We start from the raw sequence: 14784 nt of genomic DNA on the forward strand, positions 1-14784 counted from the left end.
GTCTATTCGCGCGCCAGGTCGACGCGGGGGGTGGGGCTGCCGGCCGCTTTCAGCAGCGCATTGAACTCGTTGAGCTGGAAGCGCCGCGCGCGCTGGCGCAGGCCGGCGAGGAAGGCGGCGCTGCGAGGTTCCTCGCGCTCGATGGCGTCCAGGCGTTCGAGGATGCCCTTCACGTGGCCCAGCTCGCTCAGCTCGCGCAGCGCCTCCAGGGCGGCGGGCGAGGGCCGCTCGCCGTCCCGTTCGGCGCGGGTGTCCTCGAGCGGGCGCTTGAGCCATTCCAGGCCCAGGTGCTCCTTGATCTTCTCCAGCAGGGCCGGGGTGTGCACCGGCTTGGCCAGGTAGTCGTTGCAGCCGGCGGCCACGCTGCGCTCGCGGTCGTCGGCGAAGGCGTTGGCGGAAATGACGATGATCGGCGCCCACGATTGCACGTTGCGGCGGATCAGGCGGCTGGTCTCCCAGCCGTCCATGTGCGGCATCGACAGGTCCATGAGGATCAGGTCCGGGTGCAGCAGGGCCACCTGGCGCACCGCCTCCTGGCCATCGGCGGCCTGGACGATCTCGAAGCCCAGCGGCTCCAGCATGCCGGCCAGCACCCGGCGGTGCTCGATATGGTCGTCCACCAGCAGCACGCGGCGGCGCGCGCCCTGGTAGCCGATGATGTCGTGCTCGACGTGCACCACCGCCTGCGGCACGCGCACCTCGGACAGGAACAGGCGCACCTGGAACGAGGTGCCCTGGCCCGGCCGGCTTTGCACGCGGATGTCGCCGCCCATCAGCGCGATGAGCATGCGGGTGATGGTCAGGCCGAGCCCGACGCCGTTGTCCTGGCGCAGCGGGTCGCCCCGTTCGAAGGGCTGGAAGATGCGCTCGATCTGGTCCGGCGCGATGCCGATGCCGGTGTCGATGATCTCGAAGGTGGCGGTCTCGCGCAGGTAGCTGACCCGCAGCCGCACCTCGCCGCTGTCGGTGAAGCGCACGGCATTGCCCAGCAGGTTGATGAGGATCTGGCGGATGCGCTTCTCGTCGCCGCGCACCACCACCGGCAGGCGCCCGCTGGGCTCGTAGCGGAAGGCCAGGCCCTTCTCCTCGGCCTGCGGGCTGAACATGTGCTGCAACTGCTGGAGGAATTCGGGGAAGGGGATCTCGCTCGGCTCCAGTTGCAGCTTGCCGGCCTCGATCTTGGCCACGTCGAGCAGCCCGTCGATCAGCGACAACAGGTGCGAGCCGCTGCGGAAGATGGTCGCCAGGGCCTCCTTGTGCGGCTCCGGGGTGAGGCCGTCGCGCTGCAGGATCTGGGTGTAGCCGAGGATGCTGTTGAGCGGCGTGCGCAACTCGTGGGAAAGCCCGGTGACGTAGCGGCTCTTCGCCGCGTTGGCCGCCTCCGAGGCTTCCTTGGCCTTCTGCAGCGCCTCGTCGGTCTTGCGGTGGGCCTCGATCTCCTGCATCAGCAGGGTGGTCTGGCGGTTCGACTCCTCCAGCGCCACATGGCGGCTCTCGCGGGTCAGCACCACCCACCAGGCGAGTATCGCGGCGAACAGCGAGAGGGTCAGGAAGGCCTTGAGGAAGGCCTGGTAGAGCGTTTGCGCGGCGTCCGCCGGGGCGTGTTCAAGGCCCTGGGAAACCTGGCTGTAGATCAGCGCCAGGGCGCAGAACAGCAGGATCACGATCACCGCCAGCACCCCCAGGTAATGGGCCAGGCGCGTGTGCAGGCGTGGCACCGAGGCGTTGGGCAGCAGCCAGCGCACCAGGTCGTCGAACTGCTCCGAGAGCCGCGCCCGGGGCTTGCAGGCATCGCCGCAGCGGGCGTCCAGCGAGCAGCACAGGGAGCAGATGGGCGCGCCGTAGGCCGGGCAGAAGGCGGTGTCCTCGCGCTCGAAATCGTTGCTGCACAGGGTGCAGGCGACCTTCTCCCGCAGCGGATGCAGCAGCGCCGGGTCGCTTTCCCGGGCGATGTAGTAGCGCCCGCCGGTGAGCCAGGCCAGCAGCGGCGCCACCGCCATCGCCGAGACCAGCGCCACCATGGGCGAGGCCGCCTGGGCGATGCTGCCGAGCAGCCCGGCATGGGCCAGCACCGAGAGCAGCGAGGCGATCAGCATGGCGCCGACGCCCACCGGGTTGATGTCGTAGAGGTGCGCGCGCTTGAACTCGATGTGGCGCGGCGACAGGCCCAGCGGCTTGTTGATCACCAGGTCCGCCACCAGGGCGCCGATCCAGGCGATGGCGATGTTGGCGTAGAGCCCCAGCACCTGCTCGATGGCCTCGAACACCCCCAGCTCCATCAGCATCAGCGCGATGGCCACGTTGAACACCAGCCAGACCACGCGGCCGGGGTGGCTGTGGGTGATGCGGGCGAAGAAGTTCGACCAGGCCAGGGAGCCGGCGTAGGCGTTGGTGACGTTGATCTTCACCTGGCTGACGATGACGAACAGCACCATCGCGCCGAGCGCCCACTGCGGCGAGGCGAACACGTAGTTGAAGGCCACCAGGTACATCTGCGTCGGCTCGGCGGCGCGATCCAGGGGGATCTCGTGCTGCAGGGCGAGGAAGGCGAGGAAGGCGCCGCCGAGCATCTTCAGCGCGCCGGGGATGATCCAGCCGGGGCCGGCCAGGAGCATCGCCGCCCACCAGCGCTTGCGGTTGGCGCGGGTCTTCTGTGGCAGGAAGCGCAGGTAGTCCACCTGCTCGCCGATCTGCGTCACCAGCGCCAGGGCCACGGTGCAGGCGGCGCCGAAGTGCAGCGGGTTGAAGACACCAGCCTCGCCGTCGCGCCCGGCGAAGCTGGCCAGGTCGCCGAGCGCCCCGGGATTCCTGGCGATGACGAAGACGTAGGGCAGCAACAGCAGCACCAGCCACACCGGCTGCGTCCACATCTGCAGGCGGTTGATCAGGGTGATGCCGAAGGCCACCAGGGGAATGATGATCACCGAGCAGATGACGTAGGCCAGCGCCAGCGGGATGCCGAAGTACAGCTCCAGGGCCAGCGCCATGATCGCCGCCTCCAGGGCGAAGAACAGGAAGGTGAAGCTGGCGTAGATCAGCGAGGTGATGGTCGAGCCGATGTAGCCGAAGCCGGCGCCCCGGGTGAGCAGGTCCATGTCCACGCCGTAGCGTGCGGCGTAGTAGCTGATGGGCAGGCCGGTGAGGAAGATCACCAGGCTCACCGCCAGCACCGCCCACAGGGTGTTGGTGAAGCCGTAGCTGATGGCCAGGGCGCCGCCGATGGCTTCCAGGGCGAGGAAGGACACGGCGCCGAGGGCGGTGTTGGCGATGCGCAGTTCCGACCATTTGCGGAAGGAGCGCGGCGTATAGCGCAGCGCGTAGTCCTCCAGCGTCTCGTCGGCGACCCAGCTGTTGTAGTCGCGGCGGATCTTGGCGATGCGTTGCGTACCGGTCTGTTGCACGGCGGCGCTCCTGGGCGGCGATGGGCGTGTGCAGCAACTTCCATGCCCCGCCCCGGCCCCGGGGGCGCACCGCTCTGGCACGGCCTTCCCGGGCGGTCGCGCGCGTCCTTGCGCCTGTCTGCGAGCGCAGCATGCCCCAAGCTGGCGCAGCGGCCACTACGTCAGATGACGTATGCCGCTACGTCAATGTGCGTATACCCCCGCCCCCTGGCCGAACGCATCCTTGCCCCGAACCGAGGCCGGTACCCGCAAGGCGAGCCGACCACGCCAACCACCAGAGGAGCAGGACCATGGATTCAAGCTTGATGACGGGTGCGAAACGCTTTCTTCCGCGCCGGCTGGCGCTGGGCGCCGCCGCGCTGTCGCTGATGGCCGCAGCGGTATTCGGCCAACTGGCGGTGGCCGCCGACGCCAACACCACCGGCCTGGCCGTGACCGACACCGAAGTGACCGTGGGCCAGCTGCACTCGGCCACCGGCACCATGGCCATCTCCGAGACCGGCTCGATCCAGGCCGAGCGCCTGGCCATCGAGCAGATCAACGCCTCCGGCGGCATCCTCGGGCGGCAGATCAAGATCATCCAGGAAGACGGCGCCTCCGACTGGCCGACCTTCGCCGAGAAGGCCAAGAAGCTGCTGGTGAACGACAAGGTCGCCACCGTCTTCGGCTGCTGGACCTCGGCCTCGCGCAAGGCCGTGCTGCCGGTGTTCGAGAAGGAGAACGGCCTGCTCTACTACCCGACCTTCTACGAAGGCCTGGAGCAGTCGAAGAACGTCATCTACACCGGCCAGGAGGCGACCCAGCAGATCCTCGCGGGCCTGGACTGGGTGGCCAAGGAGAAGGGCGCCAAGACCTTCTACCTGATCGGCTCGGACTACATCTGGCCGCGCACCTCGATGAAGATCGCCCGCAAGCACATCGAGAACGTGCTCGGCGGCAAGGTGGTGGGCGAGGAGTACTACCCGCTGGGCAACACCCAGTTCGGCTCGCTGATCAACAAGGTCAAGCTGAAGAAGCCCGACGTGGTCTTCGCCGCCGTGGTCGGGGGCTCCAACGTCGCCTTCTACAAGCAGATGAAGGCCGCCGGCGTCACCGCCGCCAAGCAGACCCTGCTGACCCTCTCGGTGACCGAGGATGAACTGCTCGGCATCGGTGGCGAGAACATGGCCGGCTTCTACGCCTCCATGAAGTACTTCCAGAGCCTGGACAACCCCAACAACAAGGCCTTCGTCGAAGCCTTCAAGGCCAAGTACGGCAAGGACGCGGTGATCGGCGACGTGACCCAGGCCGCCTACCTCGGCCCCTGGCTGTGGAAGGCCGCCGTGGAGAAGGCCGGCAGCTTCGATGTCGACAAGGTGGTCGCCGCCTCCCCGGGCATCGAGCTGACCACCGCGCCGGAAGGCTACGTGAAGGTCCACGACAACCACCACCTGTGGAGCAAGACCCGCATCGGCGAGGTCCAGGCCGACGGCCAGTTCAAGGTGGTCTACGAGTCCGGCCTGATCGAACCCAATCCCTTCCCCAAGGGGTATCAGTGAGCGGGGAGCTGCAAGCGGCAAGCTTCAAGCTGCAAGAGGCAAGCGAGAAGCAGCTTGAAGCTTGAAGCCTGAAGGGCCCCCGGATACGGGGGCACGCCTCACCCTGAACCCAAACCCCGGCGGGCGGCGAAGGCCGTCGCCCGCTTCCGGAGAACCTTATGGAATGGCTATCTGAGTTCGGCGCCATTGCGGCCATGCAGGGCTTCAACGGGCTGTCGGTGTTCTGCGTCCTGCTGCTGATGGCCCTGGGGCTGGCGATCATCTTCGGCCAGATGGGCGTGATCAACATGGCCCACGGCGAGTTCCTCACCATCGGTGCCTACACCACCTACCTGCTGTCGGCACTGACCACCCACTACGCGCCGGCGATGCAGCCCTATTACTTCTTCTTCGCCATCGTGCTGTCGTTCTTCATCGCCGGGGCCATCGGCTGGCTGGTGGAGTGGGCGATGATCAGCAAGCTCTACCAGCGTCCGCTGGATACGCTGCTGGCCACCTGGGGCCTGTCCCTGGTGATGCAGCAGGCGTTCCGCTCGATCTTCGGCGCGCGCGAGGTCAGCGCCACCCTGCCGGAATGGCTGATGGGCTCGTTCAACCCCACCGAGAGCATCGACATCCCGCGCAACGGCCTGTTCGTCATGGGCCTCACGGTGCTGCTCACCGCCACGCTCTTCCTCATGCTCTACCGCTCGCGCTGGGGCCTGCAGGTGCGCGCCACCATGCTCAACCGGGTGATGAGCCGCGCGGTGGGCATCAACACCAAAAGGGTCGACCGCATGACCTTCGCCCTCGGCTGCGGTGTCGCCGGGGTGGCTGGCGCGGCCTTCACCACCATCGGCTCCACCGGCCCGACGGCCGGCTCGCTGTACATCGTCGACACCTTCCTGGTGGTGGTCTTCGGCGGCGCGCAGAGCCTGTTCGGCACCATCGCCTCGGCCTTCACCATCGCCCAGACGCAGTCCATCTCCGAGTTCTTCATGAGCGGCTCGATGGCCAAGGTGCTGACCCTGTCGGCGGTGATCCTGATCCTGATGCTGCGCCCCCAGGGGCTCTTCTCCATCAAAGTCCGTAAATGAGGGGCGGCAGATGAACGCAATCGACAAACTCCTCGGCGGGCGGCAGGGCACCATCGGCCTGCTGATCCTCGCCGCGCTGATCCTGGTGGTGTTCCCGCTGGTGCTGGATGCCTTCCGCCTGAACATGGTCGGCAAGTACCTCACCTACGCCTTCGTCGCCGTCGGCCTGGTGCTGTGCTGGGGCTACGGCGGCATCCTCAGCCTCGGCCAGGGGGTGTTCTTCGGCCTCGGCGGCTACTGCATGGCGATGTTCCTCAAGCTGGAGGCCTCCGACCCGGAGAGCACCAGGATCCAGTCCACCCCCGGCATCCCGGACTTCATGGACTGGAACCAGATCACCGAGCTGCCGCTGCTCTGGCAGCCCTTCCACAGCTTCGGCTTCACCCTCGTCGCGGTGCTGGCGGTGCCCATGCTGCTGGCGGCGGTGATCGGCCTGGCGATGTTCAAGCGGCGCGTGGGCGACGTGTACTTCTCCATCGTCACCCAGGCCATCGCGATGATCCTCACGGTGCTGATCATCGGCCAGCAGGGACTCACCGGCGGGGTCAACGGCATCACCGACCTGAAGACCCTGATGGGCTGGGACATCCGCACCGACGGCGCCAAGCTGATCCTCTACTTCATCAGCGCCTTCCTGCTGCTGGGCTGCATCGTCATCGGCAAGTTCATCCTCGCCTCCAAGCTCGGCCGCCTGCTCATGGCCATGCGCGACAAGGAGGAACGGGTGCGCTTCTCCGGCTACGACGTGGCCAGCTTCAAGATATTCGTGTTCTGCGTGGCCGCCGGCTTCTCGGCCATAGGCGGGGCCATGTTCGCCCTGCAGGTGGGCTTCATGTCGCCGAGCTTCGTCGGCATCGTGCCGTCCATCGAGATGGTCATCTTCGCCGCCGTCGGCGGGCGCATGTCGCTGCTCGGCGCGGTGTACGGCGCGCTGCTGGTGAACTACGGCAAGACCTACTTCTCCGAGAGCTTCCCCGAGCTGTGGCTGTACCTGATGGGCGGCCTGTTCATCGCCGTGGTCATGTACTTCCCCAACGGCCTCGCCGGGCTCTGGCAGAGCCACGGCCGCCCGCGCCTGGAGCGCCTGCTGGCCAAGCGTGCCAAGGCGCCCGCAGCCCCTGTCGCCAAGCCTGCGGCGAGCGCCAGCCCGGCCCCGAGCCACACCCGTGAACTGGAGCGCACACCATGAGCCCGAGCGGATTCGAAAGCCCCAAGCCGGTGCTGGCCATCGAGGGCCTGACGGTGTCCTTCGACGGCTTCAAGGCGGTCAACGACCTCAACCTCTACCTGGACCGCAACGAGGTGCGGGTGGTGATCGGCCCCAACGGCGCCGGCAAGACCACGGTGCTCGACCTGATCTGCGGCAAGACCCGCGCCACCGCCGGCAGCATCCAGTTCGACGGCCGCGAACTGACCCGCATGCGCGAGTACGACATCGTCCGCGCCGGCGTCGGGCGCAAGTTCCAGAACCCCTCCATCTACGAGAACCTCACCGTGTTCGAGAACCTGGAGATGTCCTACCCGGCCGGGCGCAAGGTGCTCGGCGCGCTGTTCTTCAAGCGCAGTGCCGAGGTCATCGCCCGGGTCGAGGAGGTGGCCGGGGAAATCTTCCTCAGCGAGCACCTGCACCGCCAGGCCGACCTGCTCTCCCATGGGCAGAAGCAGTGGCTGGAGATCGGCATGCTGCTGATGCAGGACCCGGAGCTGCTGATGCTCGACGAGCCGGTGGCGGGCATGAGCGTCAGCGAGCGCGCGCAGACCGCCGAGCTGCTCAAGCGCATCAGCCAGGGGCGCTCGGTGCTGGTCATCGAGCACGACATGGAGTTCGTCAAGAGCATCGCCCACAAGGTCACCGTGCTGCACCAGGGCAAGGTCCTGGCCGAAGGCAGCATGGAGGCGGTGCAGAGCAACCCGAAGGTGATCGAGGTGTACCTGGGGCATTGAGCCCCGGGCCTCGCCATCAATCAGGAGTCCAGCATGTTCCAGATCAGCAAGCTCACCTCGGGCTACGGCCAGAGCCAGATCCTCCACGACCTCGACCTGAACGTGGCCAGGCAGGAGATCGTCGCCGTCATGGGGCGCAACGGCATGGGCAAGACCACCCTGTTCAAGAGCCTGATGGGCATCCTCCCGCAATGGGGCGGCGAGGTGCGCGTCGACGGCCAGGACGTGTCGGCCCTGGAGACCCACCAGCGCGTCGAGCGCGGCATCGCCTACGTGCCCCAGGGGCGGATGATCTTCTCCCACATGACGGTGCTGGAGAACATCCAGACCGGCCTGCCGGCCTCGGCCAACGGCCAGGTTCCGGACGATCTCTACGCCCTGTTCCCGGTGCTCCACGAAATGCGCGCGCGCAAGGGCGGCAACCTCTCCGGCGGCCAGCAGCAACAGCTGGCCATCGCCCGCGCCCTGGCCACCAACCCCAAGGTGCTGCTGCTGGACGAACCCACCGAGGGCATCCAGCCGTCGATCATCAAGGACATCGCCCGCAGCCTGAAGGAGATCCGCAACCTGCGCGACCTGACCATCGTCGTCTCCGAGCAGGTGCTGTCCTTCACCATGGAGATCGCCGACCGCTTCCTGGTGATCGAGAAGGGCCGCTTCGTGATCGAGGAAACCCGCGACCGGGTCGACGAGGCCACCATCAGCCGCTACCTCTCGGTGTAGTCCAGGGCACCCGTAGGATGGGTAGAGCGCAGCGAAACCCATCACCTGGCTCGTCGGATTCCAGCCCGGGAGTCCCCGCCACGCCGTCCCCGTGCCCGCGCACGGGCGACGGCTTTCGCGCGCCCGCCCGGCCGCTTCCCACCTACGTAATTCGACGTATTCCCGATCCCGGCCAGGCGGCCAAGACTAGCTCCCAGCGCGGCCCAGACCGCCCGTCCAACACCAGGAGCCAAGGAGCACCGTCATGACCGAAACGCTGATCAAGGTCGACCTCAACCAGGCCGCCACCGAGAACGAACAGATCCACAACCGCTGGCATCCCGACATCCCCATGGCCTGCTGGGTCAACCCGGGCGACGACTTCATCCTCGAGACCTACGACTGGACCGCCGGCGCGATCAAGAACGACGACGACGCCTCGGACGTGCGCGACGTCGACCTCTCCACCGTGCACTACCTCTCCGGCCCGGTGGGCGTGAAGGGCGCCGAGCCGGGCGACCTGCTGGTGGTGGACCTGCTGGACATCGGCGCCAAGCCAGATTCCCTGTGGGGCTTCAACGGCTTCTTCTCGCGGCAGAACGGCGGCGGCTTCCTCACCGACCACTTCCCCATGGCGCAGAAGGCCATCTGGGACTTCCACGGCATGTTCACCAGCTCCCGGCACATCCCCGGCGTGCAGTTCGCCGGGCTGATCCACCCCGGGCTGATCGGCTGCCTGCCGGACCACAAGATGCTCGCCGACTGGAACAGCCGCGAGCAGGCGCTGATCGACACCAACCCGACCCGCGTGCCGCCCCTGGCCAACCCGCCCATGGCGCCCACCGCGCACATGGGCAAGCTGCGCGGCGAGGCCCGCGACAAGGCGGCCATGACCGGCGCGCGCACCGTGCCGCCGCGCGAGCACGGCGGCAACTGCGACATCAAGGACCTGTCCCGCGGCTCGAAGATCTTCTTCCCGGTCTACGTCGACGGCGCCGGCCTCTCGGTGGGCGACCTGCACTTCAGCCAGGGCGACGGCGAGATCACCTTCTGCGGCGCCATCGAGATGGCCGGCTGGGTGCACATGAAGGTCGAGCTGATCAAGGGCGGCATGGCCAAGTACGGCATCAGGAACCCGGTGTTCAAGCCCAGCCCCATCGTGCCCAACTACAAGAACTACCTGATCTTCGAAGGCATCTCGGTGGACGAGTCCGGCAAGCAGCACTACCTGGACGTCAACATCGCCTACAAGCAGGCCTGCCTCAACGCCATCAACTACCTGACCAAGTTCGGCTACTCGCCCGCCCAGGGCTACGCGCTGCTCGGCTCGGCGCCGGTGCAGGGGCACATCAGCGGGGTGGTGGACATCCCCAACGCCTGCGCCACGCTGTGGCTGCCGACGGAAATCTTCGACTTCGACATCAACCCCAACGCCTCCGGCCCGACCCGCTTCCTCGATGGCAGCGTCGACCTGCCCATCGCGCCGGACAAGTGAGTTCCACCGCCCCGGCGGGAGGTTGCTCTGGACGGCGTACCTCCCGCCGGGACGGCGGACATCGAGCGAAGACGAGGAGCCCAGCATGCCCATCTACGAATACGACTGCGCCACCTGCGGCGACTTCACCGCCCTGCGCCCCATGGCCGAGCGCGAGGCCCCCTGCGCCTGCCCGCTGTGCGACGAGCCGGCGCCGAGGGTCATCCTCTCCGCCCCCGGCCTGGCCACCCTGGCCGGCAGCCAGCGCCGCGCCATCGCGGCCAACGAGCGCAGCGCCAACGCCCCGCAGACCGTCGAGGAGTACCGCGAGAACCGCAAGCACCCGAAAGGCTGCGGTTGCTGCACGCCGAACAAGCCCCTGGCACCGACCAGGGCCAACCCCCACGCGCTGAAGACCAAGCCCGGCGCGCGGCCCTGGATGATCAGCCACTGAACGGAAGGAGAAGCCCATGCGTCACGGTGATATTTCCAGCAGCCCGGATACCGTCGGCGTCGCCGTCGTCAACTACAGGATGCCGCGCCTGCACAGCAAGGCCGAGGTGCTCGACAACGCCCGGCGCATCGCCGAGATGATCAAGGGCATGAAGCTCGGCCTGCCCGGCATGGACCTGGTGGTGTTCCCCGAGTACAGCACCATGGGGATCATGTACGACCACGACGAGATGATGGCCACCGCCGCCACCATCCCCGGCGAGGAGACGGCGATCTTCTCCGCCGCCTGCCGCGAGGCCGGGACCTGGGGCATCTTCTCCCTCACCGGCGAGCGCCACGAGGAACACCCGCACAAGGCGCCCTACAACACCCTGGTGCTGATCGACGACCGTGGCGAGATCGTGCAGAAGTACCGCAAGTGCATCCCCTGGTGCCCCATCGAGGGCTGGTACCCGGGTGACCGCACCTACGTCAGCGAAGGGCCCAAGGGCCTGAAGATCAGCCTGATCATCTGCGACGACGGCAACTACCCCGAGATCTGGCGCGACTGCGCGATGAAGGGCGCCGAGCTGATCGTGCGCTGCCAGGGCTACATGTACCCGGCCAAGGAACAGCAGGTGCTGATGGCCAAGACCATGGCCTGGGCCAACAACTGCTACGTGGCGGTGGCCAACGCCGCCGGATTCGATGGCGTCTACAGCTACTTCGGCCACTCCGCGATCATCGGCTTCGACGGCCGCACCCTGGGCGAATGCGGCGAAGAGGAGATGGGCATCCAGTACGCCCAGCTGTCGGTCTCGCAGATCCGCGACGCACGGGCCAACGACCAGTCGCAGAACCACCTGTTCAAGCTGCTGCACCGGGGCTACACCGGCGTCTACAACTCCGGCGATGGCGACCGTGGCGTGGCCGATTGCCCCTTCGAGTTCTACCGCACCTGGGTGCTGGATGCGGAGAAGGCCCGGGACGATGTGGAAAAGATCACCCGCCGCACCATCGGTGTCGCCGACTGCCCGGTGGGCGAGTTGCCCCACGGCGGGCGCGAGCAGGTCGCGGGCTAGCGCGACGGCGCTCCGTGAGCGGGGCGGCCCACCGACCGTGATTCCCTGAACCGAGGAGCCCGGATGCCCTTCGTCAACGACCTGATCGAGCACAACCGCGAGCACCTGGGGCGCGGCGAGGTGCCGGTGGCGCGCTTGCAGTCGCGCTTTCTCTTCGAGCCCGACACCGTCATGGCCCTCCTGCGCACGCGCATCGTCGGCCAGGACGCCGCGCTGGAGGCGGTGGAGGCCCTGCTCAAGGTGGTCAAGGCGGACATCGGCGACCGCGAGCGGCCCCTGGCGGTGAACCTGTTCATGGGCCCCACCGGCGTCGGCAAGACCGAGCTGGTGCGCCTGCTGGCGCTGGCCATCCACGGCCGCGCCGACGCCTTCTGCCGCATCGACATGCAGACCCTGGCCCAGGAACACTACGCCGCCGCGCTCACCGGCGCGCCGCCGGGCTACGTGGGCAGCAAGGAGGGCGCCACGCTGTTCGACGCCGAGGCCATCCAGGGCAGCTTCGGCCGCCCCGGCATCGTGCTCTTCGATGAGCTGGAGAAAGCCGGCAAGGAGGTGGTGCGCAGCCTGCTCGGCGTGCTGGAGAACGGCCAGCTGACCTTGAGCGCCGGCAGCCGGCGCATCGACTTCCGCAACAGCCTGATCTTCCTCACCAGCAATATCGGCGCCCAGGAGGCCTGGCAGTTCCGCGAGCGCTATTCGCGTAGCTGGCGGCGCCTGTTCGGGGTCTCCCCGCGCAATGAGGCGCGGGTGCTGGAGGCGGCGTTGCAACGCCACTTCGACCCGGAGTTCCTCAACCGGCTGGACCGCGTCGTCTGCTTCGAGCGCATCGGCGAGGACCACCTGGAGGCCTTGCTCGACATCGAACTGGCGCGCCTCAACCAGCGCCTGGCACGCCAGGGGCGGACGCTGGTGCTGGACGAGAGCGCCCGCGAGCTGCTCTGCCTCGGCCATGACCCGCGCTACGGCGCCCGTGACCTGGGGCGGCGCGTGCGGGTGCTGCTGGAGCCGGCGCTGGCCGAGTGCCTGCTGGCGTCCCCCGGCGCGACCCGCCTGGTGGCGGCGCGCCGGGAGGGCAGCCTGCGGGTGAGTGCGGGCGAGGCGGCCTGACTAGAACTGCGGCGACCACTTGAGGGTCATCACCACCTTGCGGCCTTCTTCCTGGAAGCCGGTGTTCTCCTCGATGGTCGGGTCGGGGATGTCCACGTCGTTGTCGACGTAAGGGACTCCGTCGCCGAAGGGGTTGGAGGAGAAGCTGGAGCCGCTGCCGTAGTACTTCTGCGAGTACTGCTTGTTGGCGATGTTCTCCACCCGCGTCTCCACCTTCAGGCCCTTGAGGAAGCCCCAGCCGGCGCGGATGTCGATGCGCCCGTAGCCCGGTGATTTCTGGGTATTGGCGGCGTCCACGTAGCGGCTGGAGACGCCCAGCCAGCTGAAGCCGAAGCTGTAGTCACCGAACTGCTTGTCCACGTCCAGGGCCAGGTTGCGCCGCGAGCGGCCAGGCAGGGTGTGGCCGGTGTCGCGGTCGCGCGGGTCGACCAGGCCCAGGTTGAGGCGGGTGGTCCAGCCCATGAAGTCCCGCGAGGCGCTGAGGTCCAGGCCATTGATGCGGGCCTTGCCGACGTTGCGCATCTCGTGGACGAAGACGGGGTCGAACTCCATCACGTCGGTGATCAGGTCTTGCACATCGGTGCGGTAGACGCCGAAGCTCCAGTCGGTGTCGTAGTGCGCACCGCGCAGCTGGGCTTCCCAGGTCTTGGAATGCTCGGGTTCGAGGTTCGGGTTGCCGCTGGGGAAGAACATGTCCGGCACATAGAGCTCGGTGAAGGTGGGTACGCGGAAGCCTTCGGCGTAGCTCAGCACCAGTTGGGTGTTCAGCGGCAGGTCGAAGTCCAGGGCAGCGTTGAGGCTGTCCTCGCTGCCGTATTGCTCGTTCTTGTCGTGGCGCCAGCCCAGCTCGGTGCCGAAGGGCGCGGCGCGGAAGCGATGCTGGGCGAACCAGGCCTGGTTGCGGCGCTCGGTTTCCTCGAAGGGCACGTTGGCGCGCAGGCGTTCCTCGTACCATTCGGCGCCCAGCAGCACCTGCTGGTGCTCGTCCAGGCGCAGGGTGTTCTGCCACTCCAGGGAGTCGCGGTAGGTGGCGTATTCCTCAAGGGCGGTGATGAAGTTGTAGACGGTGTCGAGGTGGCTCTTTTCCTCGGCGTGGCCGGCCTGCAGGCGGCTGGTCCAGCGCGGGTCGAGCTCCGCCTCCAGGTAGGCGGAGGTGCTGCTCAGGGTGAACTCGTCGGTGGGCTGGCCGGGGAACCAGACGGAGTCGCCGTCCATGTCGCTCTTGCCGCGCTGGTCGAGCACGTTGAGGCCGGTGCGCCACTGCTCGGTGATGCGGTGCTCCAGGCTCATGCTCAGGCCGCGGTTGCGGTAGGTGTCGTCGTCGGTGTTGGCGCCGTCGATGTCGTCGCTGCGATCCATGCGCAGCTCTTCGAGGCTGGCGTTGAGGTCGAAGCGGGTGCGTTCGTCACCGCCGGACAGGCCCACGCTGTTCTCGTTGGTGTCGCTGTCGCCGAGGCTGAAGTCGAAGCGCGGCTCCAGGCCGGCGCCCTCGCCACGGCGGGTGAAGACCTGGATGACGCCGCCCATCGCGCCCGAGCCGTACAGGCTGGAGCGCCCGCCCCGGGTGACCTCGACCCGCTCGATCTGCTCCATGCCCAGGTATTGCAGGCGTGGCAGGCCGTCCACCAGCGAGCCGATGCGCACGCCGTCGATCAGCACCAGCGTCTGGTTGGCATTGCTGCCGCGCAGGTAGAGGTTGGCAGAGCTGCCGCGCCCGCCGCTCTGCTCGACCGACATGCCCGGCACGCGGGCCAGCAGGTCCGGCACGCTCTTTACCTTCAGCCGGGAGATGTCCTTGCGGGTGAAGATGCTGGTGGCGGCGGTGGCCTGGGAGCGGGGCTCCAGCGCGTTGCCCGAAGTGGCCACCACATAGGGGCTCTTCAGCGCGTCGAGGCTGTCCAGGGGGATTTCTTCGGCTGCCGCGAGGCAGGGAGCCATGGCGATGGCCAGGGCCAGACGGGAACGCATGATCGATGTCTCCTCAAAAGATCCATGACTTTCGAGAAGGGCGGGACAAGAACGACTGCG

The 14784-nt window shown here is 67.6% G+C and carries 11 protein-coding genes; 9 read left to right on the forward strand and 2 right to left on the reverse strand.

Features of this window, described 5'->3' with window-relative positions:
- Positions 1-2: 2 nt before the first annotated feature.
- Positions 3-3401, reverse strand: a complete 3399-nt coding sequence (locus WFQ67_RS06620; protein WP_337056425.1) for an ATP-binding protein — start codon at positions 3399-3401, stop codon at positions 3-5.
- Positions 3402-3706: 305 nt separating this feature from the next.
- Between WFQ67_RS06620 and urtA the strand changes: the two genes are divergently transcribed.
- The 9 genes from urtA (at position 3707) to WFQ67_RS06665 (ending at position 12756) form a co-directional block, all read left to right on the forward strand.
- Entirely contained in the window at positions 3707-4939 is a 1233-nt protein-coding gene (gene urtA, locus WFQ67_RS06625) for an urea ABC transporter substrate-binding protein (protein WP_021219666.1), read from the forward strand.
- Between the two features lie 158 nt (positions 4940-5097).
- Positions 5098-6015, forward strand: a complete 918-nt coding sequence (urtB, locus tag WFQ67_RS06630) for an urea ABC transporter permease subunit UrtB (RefSeq protein ID WP_111260688.1) — start codon at positions 5098-5100, stop codon at positions 6013-6015.
- Positions 6016-6025: 10 nt separating this feature from the next.
- Entirely contained in the window at positions 6026-7204 is a 1179-nt protein-coding gene (gene urtC, locus WFQ67_RS06635; protein ID WP_213628254.1) for an urea ABC transporter permease subunit UrtC, read from the forward strand.
- The gene (urtD, locus tag WFQ67_RS06640) at positions 7201-7959 is read left to right on the forward strand and encodes an urea ABC transporter ATP-binding protein UrtD (protein WP_173178883.1); all 759 of its coding nucleotides are present in this window, start codon (positions 7201-7203) and stop codon (positions 7957-7959) included. Before urtC ends, urtD begins: the two co-directional genes overlap by 4 nt.
- A 33-nt stretch (positions 7960-7992) precedes the next feature.
- The gene (gene urtE, locus WFQ67_RS06645; RefSeq protein ID WP_173178884.1) at positions 7993-8682 is read left to right on the forward strand and encodes an urea ABC transporter ATP-binding subunit UrtE; all 690 of its coding nucleotides are present in this window, start codon (positions 7993-7995) and stop codon (positions 8680-8682) included.
- Between the two features lie 244 nt (positions 8683-8926).
- Positions 8927-10156: a formamidase gene (gene fmdA, locus WFQ67_RS06650; RefSeq protein ID WP_213628255.1), complete on the forward strand. Its 1230-nt coding sequence runs from the start codon at positions 8927-8929 to the stop codon at positions 10154-10156.
- An 85-nt stretch (positions 10157-10241) separates the two neighbouring features.
- Positions 10242-10589 carry an FmdB family zinc ribbon protein gene (locus tag WFQ67_RS06655; protein WP_213628256.1) on the forward strand — a complete coding sequence of 116 codons (348 nt, stop codon included), beginning with the start codon at positions 10242-10244 and terminating at the stop codon, positions 10587-10589.
- 16 nt (positions 10590-10605) lie between these two features.
- On the forward strand, positions 10606-11649 hold the full coding sequence (locus WFQ67_RS06660) for an aliphatic amidase (RefSeq protein ID WP_337056426.1): 1044 nt from the start codon (positions 10606-10608) through the stop codon (positions 11647-11649).
- A 63-nt stretch (positions 11650-11712) separates the two neighbouring features.
- The gene (locus tag WFQ67_RS06665; protein WP_337056427.1) at positions 11713-12756 is read left to right on the forward strand and encodes an AAA family ATPase; all 1044 of its coding nucleotides are present in this window, start codon (positions 11713-11715) and stop codon (positions 12754-12756) included.
- Here the strand turns inward: WFQ67_RS06665 and WFQ67_RS06670 are convergent, their stop codons facing one another.
- Positions 12757-14724 (reverse strand): TonB-dependent receptor plug domain-containing protein, encoded by a 1968-nt coding sequence (locus WFQ67_RS06670; RefSeq protein WP_213628259.1) that lies wholly within the window; start codon positions 14722-14724, stop codon positions 12757-12759.
- Between the last annotated feature and the right edge of the window lie 60 nt (positions 14725-14784).

This window comes from Pseudomonas sp. USHLN015, from assembly GCF_037153275.1.
GTDB lineage: Bacteria > Pseudomonadota > Gammaproteobacteria > Pseudomonadales > Pseudomonadaceae > Metapseudomonas > Metapseudomonas tohonis.

What these genes read in the sequence shown, in the direction of transcription:
- urtB (WP_111260688.1), top strand. Translation starts at nt 5,098, where the DNA reads ATGGAATGGCTATCTGAGTTCGGCGCCATTGCGGCCATGCAGGGCTTC.
- WFQ67_RS06670 (WP_213628259.1), bottom strand. Translation starts at nt 14,724, where the DNA reads ATGCGTTCCCGTCTGGCCCTGGCCATCGCCATGGCTCCCTGCCTCGCG.
- fmdA (WP_213628255.1), top strand. Translation starts at nt 8,927, where the DNA reads ATGACCGAAACGCTGATCAAGGTCGACCTCAACCAGGCCGCCACCGAG.
- WFQ67_RS06655 (WP_213628256.1), top strand. Translation starts at nt 10,242, where the DNA reads ATGCCCATCTACGAATACGACTGCGCCACCTGCGGCGACTTCACCGCC.
- urtE (WP_173178884.1), top strand. Translation starts at nt 7,993, where the DNA reads ATGTTCCAGATCAGCAAGCTCACCTCGGGCTACGGCCAGAGCCAGATC.
- WFQ67_RS06660 (WP_337056426.1), top strand. Translation starts at nt 10,606, where the DNA reads ATGCGTCACGGTGATATTTCCAGCAGCCCGGATACCGTCGGCGTCGCC.
- urtD (WP_173178883.1), top strand. Translation starts at nt 7,201, where the DNA reads ATGAGCCCGAGCGGATTCGAAAGCCCCAAGCCGGTGCTGGCCATCGAG.
- urtC (WP_213628254.1), top strand. Translation starts at nt 6,026, where the DNA reads ATGAACGCAATCGACAAACTCCTCGGCGGGCGGCAGGGCACCATCGGC.
- WFQ67_RS06665 (WP_337056427.1), top strand. Translation starts at nt 11,713, where the DNA reads ATGCCCTTCGTCAACGACCTGATCGAGCACAACCGCGAGCACCTGGGG.
- urtA (WP_021219666.1), top strand. Translation starts at nt 3,707, where the DNA reads ATGACGGGTGCGAAACGCTTTCTTCCGCGCCGGCTGGCGCTGGGCGCC.